Annotated in this window: 22 protein-coding genes; 17 read left to right on the top strand and 5 right to left on the bottom strand. The window is 72.2% G+C overall.

Going from position 1 to position 23,004, the window contains the following annotated elements; all coding sequences use genetic code 11:
* The first annotated feature begins 6 nt into the window (after positions 1-6).
* Positions 7-1,164 carry an adenylate/guanylate cyclase domain-containing protein gene (locus ACFUUZ_RS09735; protein ID WP_378694368.1) on the top strand — a complete coding sequence of 386 codons (1,158 nt, stop codon included), beginning with the start codon at positions 7-9 and terminating at the stop codon, positions 1,162-1,164.
* A gap of 95 nt (positions 1,165-1,259) precedes the next feature.
* Here ACFUUZ_RS09735 and ACFUUZ_RS09730 read toward each other — a convergent pair whose 3' ends face one another.
* The 4 genes from ACFUUZ_RS09730 to ACFUUZ_RS09715 form a co-directional block, all read right to left on the bottom strand.
* Entirely contained in the window at positions 1,260-1,712 is a 453-nt protein-coding gene (locus ACFUUZ_RS09730; protein WP_378694366.1) for a MaoC family dehydratase, read from the bottom strand.
* Between the two features lie 136 nt (positions 1,713-1,848).
* Positions 1,849-3,270: a FadD3 family acyl-CoA ligase gene (locus ACFUUZ_RS09725; RefSeq protein WP_378694364.1), complete on the bottom strand. Its 1,422-nt coding sequence runs from the start codon at positions 3,268-3,270 to the stop codon at positions 1,849-1,851.
* An 8-nt stretch (positions 3,271-3,278) separates the two neighbouring features.
* Positions 3,279-4,475 carry an amidohydrolase family protein gene (locus tag ACFUUZ_RS09720; protein WP_378694362.1) on the bottom strand — a complete coding sequence of 399 codons (1,197 nt, stop codon included), beginning with the start codon at positions 4,473-4,475 and terminating at the stop codon, positions 3,279-3,281.
* A gap of 38 nt (positions 4,476-4,513) precedes the next feature.
* Positions 4,514-6,067: an AMP-binding protein gene (locus ACFUUZ_RS09715; protein WP_378694360.1), complete on the bottom strand. Its 1,554-nt coding sequence runs from the start codon at positions 6,065-6,067 to the stop codon at positions 4,514-4,516.
* Between the two features lie 195 nt (positions 6,068-6,262).
* Here ACFUUZ_RS09715 and ACFUUZ_RS09710 point away from each other — a divergent pair, with 195 nt between their 5' ends.
* Positions 6,263-6,847 carry a hypothetical protein gene (locus tag ACFUUZ_RS09710; protein WP_378694357.1) on the top strand — a complete coding sequence of 195 codons (585 nt, stop codon included), beginning with the start codon at positions 6,263-6,265 and terminating at the stop codon, positions 6,845-6,847.
* Between the two features lie 6 nt (positions 6,848-6,853).
* Here ACFUUZ_RS09710 and ACFUUZ_RS09705 read toward each other — a convergent pair whose 3' ends face one another.
* Positions 6,854-7,459 carry a TetR/AcrR family transcriptional regulator gene (locus tag ACFUUZ_RS09705; protein WP_378694355.1) on the bottom strand — a complete coding sequence of 202 codons (606 nt, stop codon included), beginning with the start codon at positions 7,457-7,459 and terminating at the stop codon, positions 6,854-6,856.
* Between the two features lie 344 nt (positions 7,460-7,803).
* On the opposite strand from ACFUUZ_RS09705, the gene ACFUUZ_RS09700 reads away from it, so the two are divergent.
* From ACFUUZ_RS09700 to ACFUUZ_RS09630, 15 genes are all read left to right on the top strand, one after another.
* The gene (locus ACFUUZ_RS09700) at positions 7,804-8,676 is read left to right on the top strand and encodes an MlaE family ABC transporter permease (protein ID WP_378694353.1); all 873 of its coding nucleotides are present in this window, start codon (positions 7,804-7,806) and stop codon (positions 8,674-8,676) included.
* Entirely contained in the window at positions 8,676-9,530 is an 855-nt protein-coding gene (locus ACFUUZ_RS09695; RefSeq protein ID WP_378694351.1) for an ABC transporter permease, read from the top strand. Before ACFUUZ_RS09700 ends, ACFUUZ_RS09695 begins: the two co-directional genes overlap by 1 nt.
* A gap of 4 nt (positions 9,531-9,534) precedes the next feature.
* Entirely contained in the window at positions 9,535-10,800 is a 1,266-nt protein-coding gene (locus tag ACFUUZ_RS09690) for an MlaD family protein (protein WP_378694349.1), read from the top strand.
* On the top strand, positions 10,797-11,843 hold the full coding sequence (locus tag ACFUUZ_RS09685; RefSeq protein ID WP_378694347.1) for an MlaD family protein: 1,047 nt from the start codon (positions 10,797-10,799) through the stop codon (positions 11,841-11,843). The genes ACFUUZ_RS09690 and ACFUUZ_RS09685 overlap by 4 nt, the downstream gene beginning before the upstream one ends.
* Positions 11,840-12,868: an MCE family protein gene (locus tag ACFUUZ_RS09680; RefSeq protein WP_378694345.1), complete on the top strand. Its 1,029-nt coding sequence runs from the start codon at positions 11,840-11,842 to the stop codon at positions 12,866-12,868. The genes ACFUUZ_RS09685 and ACFUUZ_RS09680 overlap by 4 nt, the downstream gene beginning before the upstream one ends.
* Complete coding sequence (locus ACFUUZ_RS09675; protein ID WP_378694343.1) at positions 12,865-13,968, top strand: MCE family protein; 1,104 nt, start codon at positions 12,865-12,867, stop codon at positions 13,966-13,968. Before ACFUUZ_RS09680 ends, ACFUUZ_RS09675 begins: the two co-directional genes overlap by 4 nt.
* Entirely contained in the window at positions 13,965-15,071 is a 1,107-nt protein-coding gene (locus ACFUUZ_RS09670; protein ID WP_378694341.1) for an MlaD family protein, read from the top strand. The genes ACFUUZ_RS09675 and ACFUUZ_RS09670 overlap by 4 nt, the downstream gene beginning before the upstream one ends.
* Positions 15,068-16,342, top strand: coding sequence for an MlaD family protein (locus ACFUUZ_RS09665; protein WP_378694339.1), 1,275 nt, complete (start codon positions 15,068-15,070; stop codon positions 16,340-16,342). The genes ACFUUZ_RS09670 and ACFUUZ_RS09665 overlap by 4 nt, the downstream gene beginning before the upstream one ends.
* Before the next feature lie 11 nt (positions 16,343-16,353).
* On the top strand, positions 16,354-17,010 hold the full coding sequence (locus tag ACFUUZ_RS09660) for a hypothetical protein (RefSeq protein WP_378694337.1): 657 nt from the start codon (positions 16,354-16,356) through the stop codon (positions 17,008-17,010).
* An 89-nt stretch (positions 17,011-17,099) separates the two neighbouring features.
* Entirely contained in the window at positions 17,100-18,380 is a 1,281-nt protein-coding gene (locus ACFUUZ_RS09655) for a cytochrome P450 (protein WP_378694335.1), read from the top strand.
* Positions 18,381-18,404: 24 nt separating this feature from the next.
* Complete coding sequence (locus ACFUUZ_RS09650; protein ID WP_378694333.1) at positions 18,405-19,238, top strand: mycofactocin-coupled SDR family oxidoreductase; 834 nt, start codon at positions 18,405-18,407, stop codon at positions 19,236-19,238.
* A 4-nt stretch (positions 19,239-19,242) separates the two neighbouring features.
* Positions 19,243-20,151, top strand: a complete 909-nt coding sequence (locus ACFUUZ_RS09645; RefSeq protein WP_378694331.1) for an LLM class flavin-dependent oxidoreductase — start codon at positions 19,243-19,245, stop codon at positions 20,149-20,151.
* A gap of 64 nt (positions 20,152-20,215) precedes the next feature.
* Positions 20,216-20,683, top strand: a complete 468-nt coding sequence (locus tag ACFUUZ_RS09640) for a MarR family transcriptional regulator (RefSeq protein WP_378694329.1) — start codon at positions 20,216-20,218, stop codon at positions 20,681-20,683.
* Positions 20,684-20,780: 97 nt separating this feature from the next.
* Positions 20,781-21,779, top strand: a complete 999-nt coding sequence (locus ACFUUZ_RS09635) for an acyl-CoA dehydrogenase family protein (protein ID WP_378694327.1) — start codon at positions 20,781-20,783, stop codon at positions 21,777-21,779.
* Positions 21,763-22,938, top strand: a complete 1,176-nt coding sequence (locus ACFUUZ_RS09630; protein WP_378694325.1) for an acyl-CoA dehydrogenase family protein — start codon at positions 21,763-21,765, stop codon at positions 22,936-22,938. The genes ACFUUZ_RS09635 and ACFUUZ_RS09630 overlap by 17 nt, the downstream gene beginning before the upstream one ends.
* Positions 22,939-23,004 lie beyond the last annotated feature (66 nt).

Raw genomic sequence — 23,004 nt, 5'->3', positions numbered from 1 at the left:
GGGGGAGTGAGCGGCCCGTCCGCCGCCGGTCGCTCGACCGAGCCCACCGGGCCGGCCCATCCGCCCGCCGCTACCGCGCACCCGAACCTCGCCGCACCTGTACCCGCCGATCCGGGCAGCGGCCCCGGCGCCACGCCGCAGTCCACGCCCCCGCACTCGGCGGGAACGGAGTTCGACGCGGTGCAGGCGGTCGCGGAGGCCGTGGCGCGCGGGGCGGGGCGGGCGGCGGCGGGACCGGTGGCCTTCGGTGAACCCCGGCGGTACACGGCGGCCCAGGTGGCGGCGGTGGCGAACATCCCGGACGCCAGGGCCCGCCGGTTCCTGCGCGCCCTCGGCTACCCGGCGGTGGACGACGGCACCCCCGACTTCGCCCCGTCGGACATCCGCCTGCTGCGGCTGCTCACCGGCTACGTCGACGAGGGGATGGTCGGCGAACCCGAGGCGCTGCACCTGACCGGCGTCCTGGCCAGGGCCATCGCGCAGCTGGCGCGGTTGCAGGTGGAGATCGTGGCCGGCCAGATGCAGCGCGCCCCCGAATCGGTGGACACCGTCTCCGCACTGGCCGAGCGGATGCCGGAGGTGCAGTGGCTGCTCGGCCAGCTCTGGCGGCGCCGCCTGGAGGACGCGCTGCACGTGCTCGACCCGGCCGCGGAGCCGCCCGCGGGGCGGGACAGCGGGGTGGGCTTCGCCGATGTCGTCGGCTTCACCGAGCTCAGCCGGGACCGCAGGGCCGGTGACCTGGTGCGGGTGGTGGCGCGGTTCGAGCACCGCTCGATCGATGTGGTCGCCGCGGCGGGCGGCAGCGTGGTGAAGCTGCTCGGCGACGAGATCCTCTTCACCGCCGACACCCCCGCGGCGCTCGCCGAGATCGGCACCGGCCTGGTCCGCGCCTTCGCCGCCGACCCGGACATCCCCGGCCTGCGCGTCGGCGCCGCGTGGGGCCCGGTCATCCGGCAGCTCGGCGACGTCTTCGGCACCACGGTGAACCTGGCCAGCCGGCTCACCGCGCTCGCCGAGCCGGACACGGTCCTCGTCGCTCCCGCCCTGGCCGAGGCCCTCGCGGCCAGCGCGGAATTCCGGCTCACCGCGACCGGACCCACCGACGTCCGCGGCATCGGCCTGCTCACGCCGGTCCGCTTGGAGCGGGCCCCGTCCGGCCCATGAGCGGCCATGCCCGCGTGATGCGGGGCGTCACCCCACCCGCGCGCCGCGGGCCGATGGCGCGCGAACACGCGAGTGGCGCACGGGCGCCGCACCGCTCAGCTCAGGTAGCGCACCAGGTGCTCGGCCACACAGGCCGGCTTCTCCGCCCCCTCGGCGGTGATGGTGACGGTCCGCGCCGCCTGCACCCCGCCGCGCACGTCGGTGACGGCGGTGAGCGCGACCGTCCCGCGCACCCGGCTCCCGACGGTGACCGGGCTGATGAACCGCACCTTGTCCAGCCCGTAGTTGATCGCCATCCGCGCCGACCGCACCCCCATGACCTGCTGTGCGATCGGCGCGAGCAGCGCCAGCGTGAGGAACCCGTGCGCGATGGTGCGCCCGTAGGGCCCGGCGGCCGCCCGCTCGGCGTCCACGTGGATCCACTGGTGGTCACCGGTCGCCTCGGCGAACCGGTCGATCCGCGCCTGGTCGATCTCGATCCAGTCGCTGCCGCCCAGCTCGGTGCCGACGGCGGCGCGCAGCGCGGCGAAATCCGGGAATTCGATCATGGGGAAACCCTTCCAGGTCGAGGCGCGAGCACGGTGCCCGGCGCGTGGCCGTACGTACGGGCACCGTGCGCGCCCGAGCCGCAGCGGGCCCGCGCCGGGCGATGGGGTGTTCGGGGGAACGCGCCCGGCGCGGAGCTCAGCGCAGCTGGTCCTTCATCACCTTGCCGGTGGCATTGAGCGGCAGCGCCGCCAGGAACCGCACCGAGCGCGGCACCTTGTACCCGGCCATCCGGTCCCGGCTCCAGCCGATCAGCTCGTCCTCGGTGAGCGGCCCGGACGTGACCACATACGCCCGCCCGACCTGCCCGAGCCGCTCGTCCGGCACCCCGACAACGGCGGCCTGCGCCACCGCGGGGTGCTCCAGCAGGAACCCCTCGATCTCGGCCGGGTAGGCATTGAAGCCGCCGACGATGAACATGTCCTTCTTCCGCCCGACGATCCGCAGCCGCCCCTCCGGGTCCAGCTCACCGAGGTCCCCGGTGTGCAGCCAGCCGTCCGGGTCGATCGCCGCGGCGGTGGCCTCGGGATCGTCCAGGTACCCCTGCATGACGCTGTACCCGCGCACCAGCACCTCGCCGTCCCCGGCGATCCGGAGCTCGACCCCGGCGCACGGCTGCCCGACGGTGGTCGCGATCTGCTCGAAGGTGTCGCCGGGGCGCGAGGCGGTCGCGGTCCCCGCCTCGGTGAGCCCGTACCCGGTCATGATCGACCGGAACGGCAGCTCCTCGCGCACCCGGCGGATGAGCTCCACCGGGATGTCGGCCGCGCCGGTCACCGCGGCCCGCAGCGAGGAGAGGTCGCGGGTGCCCTTCGCCGCGAGCAGCGCGTGGTAGAGCGTCGGCGGCCCCGGCAGCATGGTGACCCGCTCGCGCTCCACCAGCTCCAACACGGTGTCCACGTCGAAGACCGGCACCGGCAGGATCGTGGCACCCCGGATGAGCGAGGCCACCAGCCCGGCCTTGAGCCCGAAGGTGTGGAAGAACGGGTTGACGATCAGGTACCTGTCGCCCTCCCGCAGGTCCGCCAGGTCGCACCACTCCGCGTAGAGCCGCAGCGTCTGCGCGTGGTTCATGAGCGCGCCCTTGGGGCGGCCGGTGGTGCCGGAGGTGAAGATGATGTCGGCGATATCGGTCCCCGCCACCGGGCGCTCGAACGGCTCCCCGCTGCCGAGGAAGTCGGATTTCAGGTCGAGCACCGGCACGTCGGCGGTGTACTCGGTGCCCTGGAACCCCTGCTGCACCAGCACCGCCTTGGCCCCGCTGCGCCGGATGACGTCCTGCGCCTCCGCCGCCTTGAACCTGGTGTTCACCGGGACCAGCACGCCGCCCGCGGCCTGCAACCCGAAGGCGGCGACGATCCACTCGGCCGAGTTGGGCGCCCAGACCGCGGCCCGGTCGCCCTTCTCGATGCCGAAGGCGGCGAAGGCGCCCGCCGCCCGGCGCACCCGCTCGGCGAGTTCGATGAAGCTCCACCGCACCTCACCGTCGACGACCGCCTCGGCAGAGCCGAAGCGGTCGGCGGCGGAGAGCACCATCTGCGGGATGGATTCCCACGTCATGGCAGGGCTCAGACCTTGAGCAGCCGGGCCAGGTTGCCGCCCATGATGCCGGCCTGGTGCTCGAGCTTCATGTCCTTGATCTCGTGGATGTAGCGGGCCGGCTCGGCCAGCCCCTCCGGGTGCGGCCAGTCCGAGCCGAAGAGCACGTGGTCGGCGCCCATCACGTCGGAGAGCCGGACCAGGTCCTCCTCCCAGAAGGGGGAGACGTAGAGGCTCTGCTTGATGGCCTCGATCGGGTTCCGGAAGCCGAAGCCCTCCGGCGCCTTCTTGTACACGTCGGAGAGCTGCTGCAGCAGCGGCTCCAGCCAGGCCGAGCCGTTCTCGATGACCGCGATCTTGAGGTCGGGGAAGCGGTTCAGCGCGCCGTGGCAGACCCAGGAGGCCACCGCGTCGGTGACCGGCCGCCACTGGTTGGTCATGGCGAAGGTATTGGTCTGGAAGGGCAGCATCTCCAGGCTGTTGCCCTCCCACTCGGCGTCGTAGCGCGAGTAGCCGCTGTCCGAGGAGTGCATGGTGACCAGCACGTCCAGCTCGACCACGCGCTTCCAGAACGGGTCGAACTCCGGCATGGCGAACGAGCGCATGCCCTTGAAGCCGGGCACCGGCGCCGGGCGCACCAGGATGGCCTTGGCGCCGTGCTCGACCACGGCCCAGTTCAGCTCGGCGATGGCCCGCTCCACGATCGGCAGGGTGATCACCGGGACGGTGAAGATCCGGTCCGAGTGCACGAAGCTGCCGTCCTGGCCCCAGTCGTCCAGCATCCAGCGGTTCAGCGACTCGATCACCGCGTGGATGAGCTCCGGGTGGTGCCGCATCCGCTCCTCGACCAGGCTGGCCAGGGTCGGGAACATGAGCGCGCGCTGCAGCTGCAGGTCGTCCATGACCTTCAGCCTGGCCTCGGGGTTGCGGAAGGCGTCGATCGCCTTCATGGACTTGCCGAAGATCTCCCTGCGGCTCTTGCCCTCCGGGTTCCCGTGCTTGAAGTACTCCTCCATCGCGCCGGGGCGGGCGACGACCTCGAAGGTCGGGTTCGGGATGTACTCGCTGATCTGGCCGAGCACCGCGATCTTGGTGCGGCCGTTGATCTCGACGTACTGGATCGCGCCCTCGTACTGCTTCGGCAGATGCCGGGTCAGCGCTTCCTTCGTCTCGTACAGGTGATTGTCCGCGTCGAAGAGCTGATACGGCAGGTCGACCTTGGTCATGGAATCCTCCTTGTCGTCTAGTGAGAATGTTATTCTCTTCAGGTGGAAGCCGCAACGCCCCGGGTGGCGGCGAGTTCCCGGCGGACCACGTATTTCTGGATCTTGCCGCTGGGGGTGCGCGGGAAATCCGCGACGACGTGCAGCTGCTCCGGCCACTTCTGCTTGGCCAGCCCGGCCGCCGCGAAGTGCGCGCGCAGCGCCGCCAGGTCGGGGGCGGCGTGCCCGGGCAGCAGCCGCAGCACCGCGGCCGCGCGCTCGCCGAGCCTGGGGTCGGGCACCGCCACCGCGACCGCCTCGGCCACCCCGGGCAGCGTCAGCAGCAGCTCCTCGACCTCGAGCGCGCTGATGTTCTCGCCGCCGCGGATGATGATGTCGGACTTGCGGTCGGTGATGGTCAGGTAGCCGTCCGCGTCCAGCACGCCGATGTCGCCGGTGTGGTACCAGCCGTCGGCGTCGAAGGCGGCCGCGGTGAGCTCCGGGTCGACGTAGCCGAGGCAGAGGTCGGGGCCGCGGCTGATGATCTCGCCGTCGTCGGCCAGCCGGAGCTCGACGCCGGGCAGCGGGTCGCCGTCGGTGTAGAGCCGCTTGTCCTCGGGCGCGCTGTGCAGCGAGCCGGTGATCGACGGGTGCTCGGTGCTGCCGTAGGAGCGGTAGACGGTGATCCCGGCGCCCGCCAGCCGGGTGGTGATCGCGGCGGGCACCGCGGCGCCGCCGAGCCCGGCGTAGCGCATGGCGGGCAGGTGCGCGGGGGTGTGCTCCGGGTGGTCGAGCAGGCTGGTGACGTAGTACGGGACGCCGCCGCCGACGGTGACCCCGTGCTCGGTCATCAGCGCCAGGATGCGGCCGGGGTCCCAGGTGTCGATCAGGTGGATCGGTTTCCGGTCCAACACCGGGATGAGCAGCGCGTTGACCATGCCGATGAAGTGGCCCACCGGGGCCGCGGTGAGCTGGTCGCCGCGGTCGGCGGGGTACCAGGCGGCCAGCTGCCTGGTCTCGTGCACCAGCGTGTTGTGGCTGTGCACGACGCCCTTGGGCGCCCTGGTGGTGCCGGAGGTGAAGGCGATCAGCGCCGGGCCGTCCGGGTCGGTGCCGAGCACGCCGGGCATCGGCTCCGGGTCGAGCAGGTCGTCGAAGTCCCGGCCGACCACGCCGGTGATCGGGACGCCCGCGTAGGGCTCCGCCGGGAACTCCAGGCTGCCGAAGCGCTCCAGCGTGACGAAGACCTTCGGCCGGACCGTCTCCAGGATGTGGCCGAGCTCGCGGCGGCCGTAGAAGTGCACCACCGGCACCACGGTGGCGCCGAGGAAGGCCGAGGCCCAGAAGGTCGCGGCCGCCTCCATCCAGTTCGGCAGCTGGAAGGCGACCACATCGCCGGGGCCGACCCCGCGCCTGCGCAACCCGGCGGCGAGCCGCCGTGCGACCCGCTCGACCTCGGCGCAGGTGCCCGCGTACGGCCGCTCCGCGGAGTGGATCCGGAACTCGGCCTCCGGCGCGGCGGCGAGCCCGGTCGCCAGCAGCTCGCCGAGCGTCTCGCCGGTCCACCACCCCTGCTCCCGGTAGTGGCGGGCCAGCTCGGGAGGAATCGTGCGCATGGGAGCCCCTTCTCGACCGCATAGCGTTCTCTTGAACAGAGAATCACATTTTCCAGCGGGAGAACAAGGTGGTGTCCTAGGGTGTGTTCGGTAGTTCGTTCCGGGAAGCGGCAGCCCCGCGTCACCCAGTCCCGACGCCGCCGGTTACCCCGGAGCGATCGCCGTGTCGACTCTCGCGATCTCGGGATGGGAACCATGGCTACTCGATCCGCCGCCCCCGGCGTCCACTCCGTCACCCACTGGCGGGCGCATGCCCGCAGGCACCCGCTCCGGCACCGGCTGGCCGTGGTCGCCCCCGACGCCGCCGACGTGATCCGGCACGCGGGCGGCTGGCTCTTCGACCGCTCCGCGGCGGGCTGGGAGGTGACCGTGCTGGTCGCCGACGCCGCCGACGTCGCCCCGCTGCAGATCCTCGGCGCCACCGTGCTCGACCTGCGCCAGGCGCTCACCGGGCCGAGCCACGAGATCTGGCCGATGGCGGTGGCCGTCTCCGCCGCCAGCTACCGGGCCGAGCCGCTGGTGCAAGCCCAGCTGCTCGACTGTCTGGACCGCGGCCTCATCGAGGTGGCGGTCTGGGGCGAGGATCTCCCGGACGAGCTGGCGGGCCGGGTCGCGCCCTCGTACCACCGGGTGAGCGTGGCGGCGCGCGCCTTCAAGTCCTGCGCGCTGGCCGCCGTCGGCTGCGCGGGGGAATCCGCGATGCCGACCGAGGTCTTCGGCGCGGGCGAGCTGCTCCCGCCGCGGTACCGGGCCGAGATGCGGGACCTGCTGCCCGCCTGACGCGGCTCAGCCCGCGGGCTCGGCGCCCGCCCGCGCCCGCTCCAGCGCGGCGATCTCCCGCTCGACCAGGTCGAAGGCCTCGCTGTGGCCGCCGGACATGCCGAGCGCGCGCTCCAGCACCACCACCCGGGAGACGCTCGTCATGAGCACCGCCATGGCGGCGGGCGGGAAGCGCTCGGTGTCCACCCCGTACTCGGCGAGGATGCGGGTCAGCGCGGTGGTCTGGATCGTGCGGAAGCGCTCGGCGTAATCGGCGACCGCCGCCCTGATGGCCGGGCGGTGATTCGACAGCCCGACGAACTCCATGGTGAAACGGACCGCGGCGGGATCGATGCTGAATTCCCAGAGCGCGCGCAGCGGGGCGGAGGTTTTCATCATCTCGGCCTGCATTACCAGCCCCTCCTCCGCGCGCCGGGTGAAGATTTCCAGCAGGAGGTCGTCCATCGAGCGGAAGTAATAATGCACGAGCTGGGGTTTGAGCCCGGCGCGCTCGGCGACGCGCCGTGACGTCACCGCCGCCCAGCCCTCGTCGAGCAGCAGCTGCTGGGCGGCCTCCAGCAGGACGCCGCGATTCTTGGCGTCGGGGGCGCCGATACGGCGGGGCGATGGCATCCGCCTGCTCCCTTCCGGAGTCCTGGTCGTGGGATCAATTCGTATCGTAGTGGCGGGCCGCTGTCACTGTTGACGCCTCTCCGAGAACCATGCTATGCATGTGCACAGCATCTGTTCCGCGGGGACGGCTCTGCGATTCACCTCGGGTGGACGGGAATTACCCGTCGCCCCTCTTTCGCATTTCCCGACGCAATTCTCCGTGACCGTCGCGGCGCGAGGAGAATCAAATTCTCTAAATCGTGCATTCCGCTCTTGACGCTGCTGAGAGATGACGCTCACAATGGGAGCAGTTGGTTCTCTCCATGCGAAGAACAAATTCTCCGACCGACCGGAAGGCGCTATCGATGACGCTCAGCCGTGGCCCCGTGGGCGGTGATCTGCCCGCCGCGAAACCCGCCACCCGGGAGATCACCGACTGGGGCCGCGGCTACCTGCGGCGGCACCCGCTCGCCGCGCTGGAGACCGTCGGCGGCCAGTTCGTGCTCAGTGTCCGGGCCATCCAGTACCTGGTCGCCGACGTCGTCACCGGGCGCTTCGCCTTCGCCGAGTTCGTCAGGCAGTCGGCCTTCATGGCGTCGGCGGCGGCGCTGCCCACCATCTTCGTCTCGCTGCCGATCGGGGTGACGCTCTCCATCCAGTTCGGGCTGCTGGCCGGGCAGGTCGGCGCCACCTCGCTGGCGGGCGCGGCCAGCGGGCTCGCGGTGATCAGGCAGGGCGCGCCCATGGTGGCCGCGCTGCTCATGGCCTCGGCGGTCGGCTCCGCCATCTGCGCCGACCTCGGCAGCCGCAAGATCAGGGACGAGCTGGACGCCATGGAGGTCATGGGCGTCTCGGTGGTCCGGCGGCTGGTGGTGCCGCGGGTGGCGGCGGCGGTGCTGGTCGGCGTCTCGCTCACCGGGGTGGTCTGCTTCGTCGGGTTCCTGGCCGGGTACCTGTTCAACGTCTTCGTGCAGGGCGGCGCGCCCGGCAGCTTCGTCGCCACCTTCGCCTCCTTCGCCACCGTCGGCGACCTGTGGCTCACGCTGGTCAAGGCGGTGGTCTACGGCGCCATCGTGGCCGTGGTGGCCTGCGAGAAGGGGCTGAACACCAAGGGCGGCCCCGCGGGCGTCGCCAACTCGGTGAACTCGACCGTGGTCTCCTCGATCCTGCTGCTCATGGTGGTGAACGTCGTGTTCACGCAGATGTTCATGATCCTGTTCCCGCGGTCGGGGCTGTGATGGCCGCGCCGTACCGCCCGCTGGGCACCCGCACCCTGGTCCGCACCTCGCGGCAGTTCGGCACCTCGCTCATGCGGCTCGGCCACATGATCACCTTCCTGCTCCGCGCGCTCGGCTCGATCCCGGTGATGCTGCGGCACTACCGCGCCGAGTTCCTGCGCATCCTCTCCGACATCACCTGGGGCAACGGCTCGATCGTGGTCGGCGGCGGCACCGCGGGGGTGATCATCGTGCTCGGCGCGGCAGGCGGCGCCATCGTCGGGCTGGAGGGGTACAACGCGCTGCACCTGCTCGGCATGGAGCCGACCATCGGGCTCATCGCCTCCACCGCCTCCACCAGGGAGCTGGCGCCGATCATGGCCTCGCTGGCCTTCGCCGCGCAGGCGGGCTGCCGCTTCACCGCGCAGCTCGGCGCCATGGGGATCGCCGAGGAGATCGAGGCCATGGAGTCCATGGGCATCCGCGCGATCCCCTACCTGGTGAGCACCAGGCTGCTCGCCTCGATCGTGGCGATGGTCCCGCTCTACGTGGTCTGCCTCGCGGTCAACTACATCGCGGTCGAGGTGGTCGTCGGGCTCTCCGGGGGGCTCTCGCACGGCACCTACCAGCACTACTTCCAGCTCGTGCTGAACGGCCCGGACATCGTCTACTCGCTGTTCAAAGCCATTGTCTTCGTGATCATCACGACCACCGTGCAGTGCTACTACGGCTTCTACGCCGCGGGCGGGCCGCAGGGCGTCGGCATCGCGGCGGGCCGCGCCATGCGCGCCGCCATCTCGCTGATGATCATCGTCAACCTGCTACTCACGGTCGCGCTGTGGGGCATCGGCGCCAGCGCCCGGCTCGGAGGCTGAGCCCATGTCGGTGCTGTTCGAGAAGGACGGGCGCGGGCCGTCGGGGACCGCGCTGCTGCTGCGCGGGCTGGTGCTGGTGCTGGCGACCGCGCTGGTGGTGACGCTGCTGCTGCTGAAGTCGACCGGCCGCTTCGACGAGAAGCTGGAGGTGACGGCGGTGCTCGCGCAGCTCGGCGACGGGCTGCCCGCCCGCTCGGACGTCAAGTTCCGCGGCATGCTGGTCGGCATCGTCGCCGGGGTCACCCCGGCCACCGGCGGCGCCGCGAACCGGGTGCTGCTCCAGCTCGACCCCGTTGCCGCGCAGGGTATTCCGCGCACCGTGACGGCGCGGGTGGTGCCGAGCAACGTCTTCGCGGTCTCCTCGGTGCAGCTGGTCGACAACGGGCCCGGCCCCGCGCTCACCGCCGCGACCGAGATCCCACAGGACACCAGCCTCTCCACCGTGCAGCTGCAGACCGCTCTGACCAAGCTGCGCGAGATCATCGCGAGCACCGCCAGGATCGGCACCGGCAACACCGTCGGCGTGCTGGCCGCGGTGGCCCGCGCGACCGACCGGCGCGGCGCCGACCTGGTGGCCGCGGGCGCCCAGCTGGACCGGATCACCGCCGAGTTCGACGCGCTGCTCACCCCGGACGGCGGCCCGCCCACCCTCGGCATGGTGGCCGACGCCGTCCGCGGGCTGAACGCCTCCGCCCCCGACCTGCTGGACGCGCTGCACCACGCGGTGCTGCCCATGCGCACCCTGGCCGAGCAGGACGCCCAGCTGGCCGGGTTGCTCGGCCAGGGCGGCGGCACCCTCGGCACGGTCGCGGGCGCGCTGGACCGGCGCACCGACCAGATCGTGGACGTCACCAGGCAGATGGGCCCGGTGCTCGACGTCTTCGCGACGGGCTCACCGGCCTTCGGCCCGATCGTGGTGCGGATCAAGCGCCTCTCCGAGCTGTGGTTCTCCGAGTTCTGGAATGCCGAGAACCCGCGCGGGCGGGGCAAGTTCCAGTTCCGCTTCACCCCGCACACCCCCTACACCAGGGCCGACTGCCCGCGCTACGGCGAGCTCGCCGCGCCCAGTTGCAGCACCGCGCCCGCGGACATCCCGATCGAGCCGGTCCCGGCCGCGCTCGACCCGGCGAACCAGCCCGTCGCGCCCGAGCTGCCGCCGGAGATCAGGGACCTGGTCGAGCGGGCGCTGCAGGGCAACCCGACCGGCGCCGAGTCGCTGCTGGCGCCGCTGGTCGCCGACGGCCCGTTCCCGGGCGGGGGTGCCCGGTGAGCTACCGCCGCCCGCTGATCGGGGTCAGCCTCTTCGTCGCCGTCGCGGTGGCGCTCATCTGGGTCACCTTCGTCACCCTCGACCGCGGGATCAACGGCGACACCGAGGAGTACTCGGCGGTCTTCAGCGACGTCAGCGGGTTGCGGGTCGGCGACGACGTGCGGATGGCCGGGGTCAGGGTGGGCCGGGTGGACGGCATCGAGCTGGACGGCGTGCGGGCCAGGGTGCGGTTCCGGGTGGAGACCGACCAGACGCTGTACGGCAACACCAAGGCCGCCATCACCTACCAGAACGTCATCGGGCAGCGCTACCTCGGGCTCGCGCTGGCCGACTTCGGCGACGGCTCGGCGCTCGCACCCGGCGCGGAGATCCCGCTCGCGCACACCGAGCCGTCCTTCGACATCTCCGGGCTGCTCAATGGCTTCGAGCCGCTCTTCGGCGGGCTGGACCCGGCGCAGGTCGACAATGTGACCGGCGCGCTGATCAAGGCGCTGCAGGGCGACCGGACCTCGCTGGTGCTGCTGGTCGAGCAGGTCTCCGCGCTGGCCGAGTCGCTCGCGGGCCCGGACCAGGTGCTCGGCGCGGTGATCGGCAACCTGAACCGGGTGGTCGGCAACCTGGCGCTGCAGACCGGCCAGGTCGGCACGCTGATCGGGCAGTCGCGGGCCATCGTGGACGGGCTGGCCGCGCACCGCGACGAACTCCTCGGCGCGCTCGACCAGGCGGCGGTCACCACCGGCGGGCTGGCCGACACCATGGACGGCATCCAGCCCGAGCTGGAGTCCATGCTGCACCGCGAGCCCGGCTTCACCAGGCACTTCGCCGAGAACAAGGAGAACTTCGCCTACCTCGGCTTCAACCTGCCCGGGTTGCTCAAGGGGCTGGCCAGGGTGAGCCAGGAGGGGCCCTACCTGAACACCTACCTGTGCAACTTCGGCGTCACCATCCTGCCCGCGCTCTCTTCGCTGGTCCCGACCGTGGTCGACCTCGCCACACCGGGCGGGCAGGCGAAGTACTCCCCGATCTGTAGGTCCACCGAATGACGACAACCTGGAAGCGCCCGCTCGAGGAGCACCGCCGCGGCGTGCTCGGGCTGATCGCCGTCGCGGTGCTGCTCGCGGTGCTGGCCGCGGCCGTCGGCTGGAGCCGGATCGGCATCGGAACCACCCGCTACGAGGCGGAGTTCGCGCAGGCGGCCGGGATCAGCACCGGCGACCAGGTGACGCTCGCCGGGGTCCCGGTCGGCACCGTCGACGCCACCCGGCTGGCCGGGGACCGGGTGCTGGTGACGCTCGCGGTCGACTCCGAGGTGCCGCTCGGCACCGACACCGGCGCCGCCATCAAGCTCACCACGCTGCTCGGCGCCCGCTACGTGGAGCTGCGCCCGGCGGGCGAGGGCACGCTGCCCGACCGGCGGATCCCACTGGCGCGCACCGAGGTCCCCTACGACCTGCAGACCGCGCTGGACAACGCCACGGTGACCTTCGACCGGATCGACGCGGGCCAGATCGGCACCTCGCTGAACAGCCTCGCCGCCCAGCTCCAGGGCGTGCCGACGGTGCTGCCCGCCATGCTCGCGAACGTCCGCGCGCTGGCCGCCATCATCGGCGACCGGCGCACCGAACTCAGCGCGCTGCTCGCCGCGAGCCGGCAGTTGACCGGCGTCGTCACCGACCAGCAGGCGAACCTGGCCGCCATCATGACCCAGGGCCGCGACCTGCTCACCGAGATCGTGGCCCGCCGGGACGCCGTGCTGCGGCTCATGGACGCCACCCGCAGGCTGGCCGACCAGGTCCGCACCCTGGTGGTCCGGGACCGCCCCGCCGTCGACACCCTGATCGCCGGGCTCGACGACCTGCTCGGCAGCCTGGCCCGCAACGACGCGCTGCTGCGCAGCACCCTGGAGATCCTGCCGGTCCCGATCCGCAACTTCGCCAATGCCTCCGGCACCGCCAACGAGGTCGACTTCACCGCGCCTGCCGGGCCGCTCATCGACTCCTGGATGTGCGCGCTCGGCGGGCGCGCCGAGGGCGCCGGGCTCGCCCCCTACCACGAGGACTGCCAGTGAGAGCGAAGCGAGTTCTGGTCCGGGCGGGCGCCGTGCTGGCGATCGGCGCGCTCGCAGGCTGCACGGGCAGCGCCGTCGTCCCGGACGACACCATCGCGGTGACCGCGCAGTTCGACAACGGCGCCGGGCTCTACCCGGGCAACGCCGTCGCGGTGCTCGGCATGCCGGTGGGGGAGGTGACCGCGGTCGAGCCGCGCGGCACGCACGTCGAGGTGCGGATGGAGCTCGACGCCGACGTCGACATCCCGGCCGACGCGCGCGCCGTCACGCTCTCCACCTCGGTCCTCACCGACCGGCACGTCGAGTTCACCCCCGCCTACCGGGAGGGGCCGACCCTCACCGACGGCGCCCGGCTCGGCCCGGAGCGCACCCGCACCCCGGTGGAGTTCGACCGGCTGCTCGGCGCCGCCGAGCGGATGGCGGGCGAGCTGCAGGGCGAGCAGCCCGGCGACGGCCCGGTGGCCCGGCTGCTCGGGGCCTCCGCCGCCATCGCCACCGACAGCGGCCCCGAGCTGCGGCAGACCCTGGACCAGCTCGCCACCGCGCTGCGGCTCGGCGCGGACGGCGGCGACCAGACCCGCGACACCCTGACGAAGCTGGTCGACCAGCTCGCCCAGCTGCTCCGCGCCGCGGCCGCCAACGAGGACACCATCCGCCAGTTCGGCACCGCCACCGGGCAACTCGGCGACGTGGTCGCCGACCTGAACATCGGCACCGGCAGCACCGGCGCGCAGATCACCGAGATCATGCGCCAGACCGACGCGCTGCTCACCGAGAACGCGGGCGTGCTGGAGTCCACCCTCACCAACGGCGCCACGGTCACCAGGGCGCTGGCCGACTACCGCACCGAGCTCGGCGAGTTCATCGACGTCACCCCGCTGCTGCTGAACAACGCCTACAACGCCGTCGACTTCCAGTACCGCGGCGTGCGGGTGCACGCGCTGCTGGACAAGGTGTTCTTCGACGGGCAGCTGGTCAAGGAGGTCTGCAACATCCTCGGGCTGCGCCAACTGGGCTGCGCCACCGGCACCCTGCAGGACTTCGGCCCCGACTTCGGGATCACCGACATGCTCGACGCCATGTCCAGGATGCCGCGGTGAGCGCCGGGCGGCTCACCCGCGCCACCGCGCTCGCCGTCGCGGCGCTGGCCACGACCACCGGCTGCGCGGTCGGGCTCGGCGACCTGCCGCTGCCCGCGCCGGGCTCCGGCGGCGACAACTACACCGTGCGCGCGAGCTTCGCGAACGCGCTGAACCTGCCCGCCAAGGCCAAGGTGCGGCTCTCCGGCGCGGATGTCGGGGAGGTGGCCGACATGGCGGTGCGCGACTACACCGCCGTGGTCACCCTGACGATCCAGCGGGACGTCCGGCTGCCGCTCGGCACCAGGGCGGAGCTGCGCACCGCCACCCCGCTCGGCGACGTCTTCGTCTCGCTCACCCCGCCCGCCGAGGCCACCACCGCCACCCCGGCGCTGGCCGACGGCGACAGCATCGCGCTCGACCACACCTCCGCCGCGACCACCATCGAGGAGCTGCTCACCACCGCCTCGCTGCTGGTGAACGGCGGTGCCATCCGCAACCTCACCACCATCGTGAACGGGCTCGGCAACGCCGTCGGCGAGCGCGGCGACCGGATGGCCGAGCTCATCGACCGCTCCACCCGGGTGGTGCAGGCGCTCTCCGCCCGCTCCGACGACATCCGCTCCACGCTCGCCGAGGTGGACCAGCTGGCCCGCCGGATCGACGAGCAGCAGGGCACCGTCGACGACGTCATCGCCGCGGCGGGCCCGGCGCTGGACACCCTGCGCGCCAACGCGGGCCAGGCGCTCACCCTGGTCAACGAGGTGGAGCGGATCACCGCGCAGATCGGCCGCTTCCCCGGTGTCGACGGCGAGCGGACCACCGGCATGGTCGCCGACATCAACACCATCGCCGCCCAGCTCAATTCGGCGGCGCAGAACCCGAACGCCAGCGTCGCCGCGATGAACGCGCTGCTCGGACCGGTCATGGCGGTCACCGTGAGCACATCGGCCAGCACCGACGCGGACTGGCAGGACCTGGCCATCGGCGCGCTGCCCGACCCCAACCACCCCGGCGATCCGGAGAGCAGGCTGCCGGACCAGCGGGACTGGCAGAACTTCATCGGCACGCTCACCTACACCCTGCTGAAGCTGCAGGGCCGGATCACCGGGGGCGCGCGGTGAGCGCGCTGGAGCGGCCCGCTCGGCTGCTGGTCGGGGCCGTCGCCGCGGTGCGGGCCCGGCGCAGCGCGGTCTCCGCGCTGGCGCTGGCGCTGACCCTGGTCGTCGGGGTCGGGTACCTGGTCTTCGGCTCGCTCGGGGTGAACCCGGCGGCGGAGACCATGCGGGTCAGGGTGCACCTGGCCGATTCCGGCGGCTTGCTCGCCGGGCAGAACGTCACGCTGCGCGGGGTGCCGATCGGCACGGTCGAGGCAGTCGAGCTGACCGGGGCCGGGCTGGTCGCCACCGCGGTCATCGACGCGCACACCGCGGTCCCCGCCGACGGCGAGGTGCGGGTGGCGAGCCTGTCGCTGGCGGGGGAGCAGTACCTGGACTTCCGGCCCGACCGGGACGGCGGGCCCTACCTCGCCGACGGCGCGGAGATCGCGGTGCAGCGCACCAGCACCCCGACCCCGCTCTGGAAGACGCTCTCGCAGCTCGATTCCACGCTGGCGCAGGTGGATCCGGCGCAGCTGGCGGCGGTGGTGGACGAGCTCGGGGTCGGGCCGGAGGGGCCGGAGAAGCTCGCCGACCTGCTCGACAGCGGGATCTTCCTCGCCTCGACGCTGGATTCGGTGCTGCCGCAGACGGTCTCGCTCATCCGGGACAGCAGGCAGGTGCTCGGCACGGTCCGCGACCTCGCGCCCGGGCTCGGCGACTTCGCCGCGGACGCGAACGCGGCGCTGGCCGGGGCGGAGGCCAAGTCCGGCGGGTACGTCGAGCTGCTGAACGCCGCTCCCGGCACGCTGCGCGCGCTCGACGCGATGCTGGCGCGGAACTCGCCGAGCGCCGCCGAGCTGCTCGGCAACCTCGGCGTGGTCGCCGAGACCACCGGGCCGCGGGTCCCCGCCTTCCAGGAGTTCTTCTTCCCCACCGAGCGGGCTGGCTCCACGCTCGACGCCATCGCGGTGGCCTTCCACGACGGCGGCGTCTGGGGGCTGGTCAACCTCTACCCCCGCTACGCCTGCGACTACGACCTGCCGCGCCGCCCGCCCTCGCTCCCCGACTTCCCCGAGCCCTACCTCTACACCTACTGCCAGGACAACGACCCCTCGGTGCTGATCCGCGGCGCCCGCAACGCGCCGCGCCCGCCCGGCACCGAGATCCCCGGCGCCCCGCCCCCCGGCGAGGCCGCCGACCGCCAGGCCACCCCCACCCCCATCGGCCCGCTCTCGCTCCCGCTCACCTTCGCGGGCCCCCCGCTGCCACCCCCGCCCCCGGCCCCGCAACGCTGAGAGGAACCACCATGAGTGACACCGACACCGCCGTTGACGCCCGGCCGGACGCCGCCGCAGGCGGCGAAAGCACGCCCGCCGCAGCGGAACCGGCGGGCGCCGCGGCGAAGCCCGCCGATCCCCCGACCGGCACCCCGGTCGAGAATGCCACCGCAGGTGGCGGCGAGAGTCGCCGCAGGCGCTACCTGCGCGTCGCGCGCAAAGCCGCCCTGCCGGTCACGGCACTGATCGCGATCGCCGCGATCACGGCCGCGATCGTCCTCGGCGTCCAACTGCGCAACGAGCGGGACATCGACGCGGCCGCCGACGCCGCCCTGGAAGCGGCGAAGACCTACGGCGTCACCCTGACCAGCGTCGACTCCAACAACCTGGACGCGGGCTTCACCGCGGTCCTCGACGGCTCCACCGGCGAGTTCCGCGACATGTACACCCGCTCCAGCGGCCAACTCCGCGAACTCCTCCTGGAGAACAAGGCAACCGGAAAGGGAACGGTCCTCGACGCCGCCGTCAAGTCGGCGACGGAGACCGAGGTCGAGGTCCTCCTCTTCATCGACCAGACCGTCACCAACGCCGCATCGGCGGACCCGAGGGTCGACCGCAGCCGAGTCGAGATGACCATGCAGCTGGTCGACGGCCGCTGGCTCGCCAGCCGCGTCTACCTGCCCTGAAACACCCCCGTCCGATCCGGGAGATCTCTCGCACCCAGACGAGAACGAAATTCTCCACCTGAGATATCATTGTTTCCGAGGAGCTACCCATGACCGACTTCGACACCGTCGACTACTTCACCGACCCGAGCCTGGTGCCGGACCCGCACCCCTACTTCGACCACCTGCGCGCCCAGTGCCCGGTCAAGCAGGAGCCGACCTTCGGCGTCTACGCCGTCACCGGCTACGAGGAGGCCACCGAGGTACTGCGCGACACCGAGCAGCTGTTCTCCTCGGCCATCGCCGTCGGCGGCCCGTTCCCGCCGCTGCCGTTCCAGCCCGAGGGCGACGACATCACCGAGCAGATCGAGCAGCACCGCTCGCAGCTCCCGATGTTCGAGCACATGGTCACCATGGACCCGCCGCAGCACACCTACGCCCGTTCCGTGCTGAACCGGCTGCTCACCCCGGCCCGGCTCAAGGAGAACGAGGCGTTCATGTGGCGCCTGGCCGACCAGCAGCTGGACGAGTTCCTGGCCGAGGGGAAGTCGGAGTTCCTCGCCGAGTACGCCAAGCCGTTCTCGCTGCTGGTCGTCGCCGACATGCTCGGCGTGCCGGAGGAGGACCACCAGCAGTTCCGGGTGGTGCTCGGCGCCGAGCGCCCCGGCTCCCAGGTGGGCTCGCTGAAGAGCGAGATCGTCGCCTCGAACCCGCTGGAGTGGCTGGACGACAAGTTCGTCCAGTACATCACCGACCGCAGGGAGAACCCGCGCGACGACGTCCTCACCTCGCTGGCCCAGGCCAAGTACCCGGACGGCTCCACCCCCGAGGTGATCGACGTGGTCCGCTCGGCCACCTTCCTCTTCGCCGCGGGCCAGGAGACCACCGCCAAGCTGCTGAGCGCCGCCATGCGGGTGCTCGGCGACCACCCCGAGGTGCAGCAGGCGCTGCGCGACGACCGCAGCCTGATCCCGAACTTCATCGAGGAGACGCTGCGCATGGACTCGCCGGTCAAGTCCGGCTTCCGGCTGGCCAAGCGCGCCACCACGATCGGCGACGTCGACATCCCGGTCGGCTCGACGGTCATGTTCTGCCCCGGCGCCGCCAACCGCGACCCGCGCCGCTTCGAGAACCCGCACGAATTCCGGTTGGACCGCAAGAACTTCCGCGAGCACATGGCCTTCGGCCGCGGCGTGCACTCGTGCCCCGGCGGGCCGCTCGCGCGGGTCGAGGGCCGGGTCTCGATCGAGCGGATCCTGGACCGGATGCTCGACATCCGGATCGACGAGGAGCGGCACGGCCCGGCGGGCGAGCGCCGCTACGACTACGAGCCCACCTTCATCCTGCGGGGCCTGAGCAACCTGCACATCACCTTCACCCCCCACTCCTGAACGACAACGGAAGAGAGGTCCACGATGACCGGACGGGTCGACGGCAAGGTCGCCTTCATCACCGGCGCGGCGCGCGGCCAGGGCCGCAGCCACGCGGTGCGGCTGGCCCAGGAGGGCGCCGACATCATCGCGCTCGACGTCTGCAAGCAGCTCGACAACGTGCCCTTCCCGATGCCCACCGCCGAGGACCTGGCGGAGACCGCCGACCTGGTCAAGGCGGCGGGCGGGCGGGTGGTCACCATCGAGGCCGACGTCCGCGACTACGACGCGGTCAAGGCGGGGCTGGACGGCGCCGTCGAGCAGCTCGGCAAGCTGGACATCGTCATCGCCAACGCCGGGCTCGCCAACGAGGGCGGCGCGCTGGTAGAGATGCGGGAGGACCTCTGGGACGACATGATCGGGGTCAACCTGACCGGCGTCTGGAAGAGCGTCAAGGCCGCCATCCCGCACCTGCAGGCGAACGGCAGCGGCTCGATCGTGCTGACCAGCTCGGTCGGCGGGCTCAAGGCCTACCCGAACGTGGGGCACTACGTCGCCGCCAAGCACGGCATCGTCGGGCTCATGCGCACCTTCGCGGTGGAGCTCGGTTACCAGAACATCCGCTGCAACTCGGTGCACCCGACGCACGTCAGCACCGACATGCTGCTCAACGAGGGCACCTACAAGCTCTTCCGCCCCGACCTGGAGAACCCGGGCCCGGACGACCTCAAGCCGATCTGCCAGATGTTCCACACCCTGCCCACCCCGTGGGTGGACGCGATCGACGTCAGCAACGCGATCCTCTACCTGGTCTCGGACGAGGCCCGGTTCATCACCGGCGTCCCGCTGCCGGTGGACGCGGGCTCGATGCTGAAGTAGCGCGGTGCAATTCGGAGTGTGCCTGCCGTGCCTCGGTGAGTTCGCCGAGCCGCGGCGGGTGGCCGAACTCGGCCGCGAAGCCGAGGAGGGCGGGTGGGACGGGGTCTTCGTCTGGGACCACGTCGTCTTCCCGTTCGGCGAGGTCGAGGTGGCCGATCCGTGGGTGCTGCTCACCCTGCTGGCCGCGGCCACCACGCGCATTCGGCTCGGGCCGCTGGTGACCCCGGTCGCCCGGCGCAGGCCGGGCACATTGGCGAGACAGACCGCGAGCGTCGACCGGCTGGCGAACGGGCGGCTGGTGTTCGGCGCCGGGCTCGGCTTCACCCTGGACGCCGAGTACGGCAGCTGGGGTGAGCCTGTCGAGCCGAGCGCGGTCGCCGCGCGGCTCGACGAGGGGCTCGACCTGCTGGCCCGGCTGTGGTCGGGCGAGCCGGTCTCGTTCCGTGGAAAGCACTTGCACGCCGAGGTCGGCGCCTTCCTCCCCGCCCCGGCCCGCCGCCCGCCGATCTGGATCGGCGGCAACTGGCCGAGCCTGCCGCCCCTGCGCCGCGCCGCCCGCTGGGACGGCTTCGCCCCCATGATCATCGGCCCCGACGGCTCCTTCACCCCAACCCCCGAGGTGGTCCGCGACATCGAGGCGCACCTCGCCGACCTCCGCGCCGCGGGAACCCTGTCGCCCGCCGCGGCCGGGGTGGCGGTGGGCGCGCCCGCCGCGGTGGGCGATCCGCCGCCCGAGCGCGCGTTCGACCTCGTGGTCACCGGCAGCACCGACGGCGCGGAACCGCGCCGCGCGGCCGACACCACCGCGGCGGTGGAAGAAGCGGGCGCCACCTGGTGGCTCGAGGGCTTCGGCCCCGGTCCGGGCGAGTTCGAGCGCGCCCGCCGCCGGATCGGGGCGGGCCCGCCCCGGTGAACTCCGCGCTACTCTCGGATCGAGAGTCTCTCTTTCCGGGAGAGATCGGCGGAAGGACACGGACATGCCTGCGGCGAAGGACACCCGATCGGACACGGCCCGCGCGCTGCGCGACGCGCTGCGCGCCCAGGCCACCAGGACGGTGGTGTTCCACTCCGCCGTCGCCGCCAGGCTCGGCATCACCGTGACCGACCTGAGCGCGCTGAACATGCTCAGCATGGCCGGGCCGCTCACCCCCGGCCAGCTCGCGGACCGGCTCGGCATCACCAGGGGCGGCGCCGTGACGACCGTGGTCGACCGGCTGGAGAAGGCCGGGTACGTGCGGCGCAGCCGCGACTCCGAGGACCGCCGCCGGGTCCGCGTCGAGCTGGTCGCGGTGCGCGCCGACGTCGCCGTCGCCCCGCTCTTCGGCGCCATCGGCCAGAGCATCCCGGACGACGAGGAAACCCTCGCCACCCTGCTCGCCTTCGTCGAGACGCTGAACGCCGCCCTGGAGCGCGGCACCGAGCGCGCCGCCGCCGACCGCGGCTGAATCCCGCACCTGCCTGGCGTTCCGCACGGTGAAATGGTAACTCTTGAATATGAGAATATAGTTCTCATCGAGAGGTACGGCGAGGAGGCAGGCCGAGATGCTGTTCGAGTTCGACTCCGACCAGCGGCTGTTGCGCGAGACGGTGCGTGACGTCGCGGCGAAGGAGTGCCCGCCCGCGCTCATCCGGGACATCGTCGACCGGGGTGCGGACCCGGCCCCGCTCTGGCAGACCTACGTCGGCCTCGGCTGGACCGAGCTGACCGAGCCGGGCGAGACCGTCGAGCTCGGCATCCTCTTCGAGGAGCTGGGCCGGGCCACCGACCCCACCCCGTTCCTCGCCACCATGTCGCAGTTCGCGCCGCTGGTGCCCGGCATCGGCAAGGTGGATCGCCCCGGCGCCGCGGTCTACGAGGGGGTCACCGCCGCACCGGACGGCACCGGCTGGCGGCTCACCGGCACCGCGCACCACGTGCTCGACGGCGACCGGGCCGAGCGGTTCGCCGTGGTCACCGACGTGGGCGTCTTCGTGGTCCCCGCCGGCGCGGTGACGGCGCGGCGCACCTCGGTCTTCGACCCGGTGCTGCACCTGGCCGAGGTCACCTTCGACGGGGTCCGGCTCACCGACGCCGACCGCAGCACCGTCGACGTGGAGCGGGCCAGGCAGTACGCGCTCACCGGGCTGGCGCTCACCACCGTCGGCGCCTGCCGCCGGATTCTGGACCTGGTGCTGGAGCACGTGCGCAGCCGCAAGCAGTTCGACACCGTGATCGGTGCGTTCCAGGCGGTGCAGCACAAGGCCGCCGACATGCACATCGCCATCGAGCGGGCCCGCGCGCTCGGCTTCTTCGCCGCGCTCTGCCTGGCCGAGGACGACCCGCGGCGCAGGCTGGCCGCCTCGATGGCCAAGGCGGCGGCGGGGGAGTGCCAGTCGGTGGTGTTCCGGCACGGCGTCCAGCTCTTCGGCGCCATGGGCTTCACCTGGGAGAACGACCTGCAATTCGCGCTCAAGCGGGCCAAGGCGGGCGAGCTGCTGCTCGGCGGCGCGGCCGAGCACCGGGCGCTCGTCACCGAGGAGTACCGTGCAACTCTCGTTTGATCCCGAGGTCGAGGCGTTCCGCGCCGAGTTCGTGGAGTTCCTGAGCAAGAACCAGCCGAGCGCGGACGAGGCCGTCGAGCGCTCGAAATCCAGTGCGGACGTGCCGGAGTGGGCGCGGCGCTGGCAGCGGCTGCTCTTCGACAGCGGCTGGCTGCTGCCCGCCAACCCCCCGGAGTTCGGCGGGCGCAATGCCACGGTTCTCCAGCAGTACGTGCACCTCGAGGAGCTCTCCAAGCGGCGGATCTACCACTCGTTCAACCCGCAGGGCGTCGGGATCATCGCCGCCTCGCTGCTCTCCTTCGGCACCGAGGAGCAGAAGCGCGAGTGGGCGGTCCCCATCCTGCGCGCGGAGATTACCGCCGCGCTCGGCATGAGCGAGCCCGGCGCGGGCTCGGACCTGGCCGGGCTGCGCACCCGCGCGGTGCGCGACGGCGACGTGTACGTCGTGGACGGGCAGAAGGTCTGGACCTCCGGCGCGCACGACGCCGACGTGCTGCTCACCTTCGTCCGCACCGACCCGACGGCGCCCAAGCACAAGGGCATCAGCGTGCTGCTGATCCCCACCGACACCCCCGGCGTCACCCGCCGCCCGTTCCCCTCCGCCTGCGAGCCGGACGACCTGGACTTCAACGAGGTCTACTTCGAGGGCGTCCGGGTGCCGGTCGGCAACCTGGTCGGCCCGGAGAACGGCGGCTGGACCGTCGCCAACGGCTCGCTCGGCCACGAGCGCACCCTGCTCTGGCTCGGCTACGCGGACCGCATGCAGGACCTGCTCGCCGACTTCCGCCCGCACACCGTCTTCGACCGCGACGCCTACGCCGGGCTGGTCATGGACAGCTACGCGCTGCGGCTGCTCGGCTCGGCCGCGCTCGCCAGGGAGGCCCGCGGCGAGCAGGACGTGCCCGCGCTCTCGGTGCTCAAGGTGCTCGGCTCGGAGGCGGTGCAGACCGCCACCGAGCACGCGCTGACCGCGGTCGGCAGCGGCGGCCTCGCCTCGCCGGCGATCAGCTCGCCGCCGAGCCCGCTGAACCTGGAGAACTTCTGGTGCGGCTGGTTCGAGCGCTACCTGCGCAGCTTCGCGGGCACCATCGCGGGCGGCACCTCGGAGATCCAGCGCAACATCATCGCGCAGCGGGTGCTCGGCCTGCCGCGCGCCTGAGCACCAGCGCAACATGGCATGTGCGGCTGGTGAGTAGCTGATATCGGCCGGTGCGTACTGCGTTGC

The organism is Nocardia sp. NPDC057353 (assembly GCF_042667085.1).
Taxonomy (GTDB): domain Bacteria; phylum Actinomycetota; class Actinomycetes; order Mycobacteriales; family Mycobacteriaceae; genus Nocardia.
Note: the sequence above shows the minus strand (reverse complement) of the source record. Positions and strands in the feature narration are given on the sequence as shown.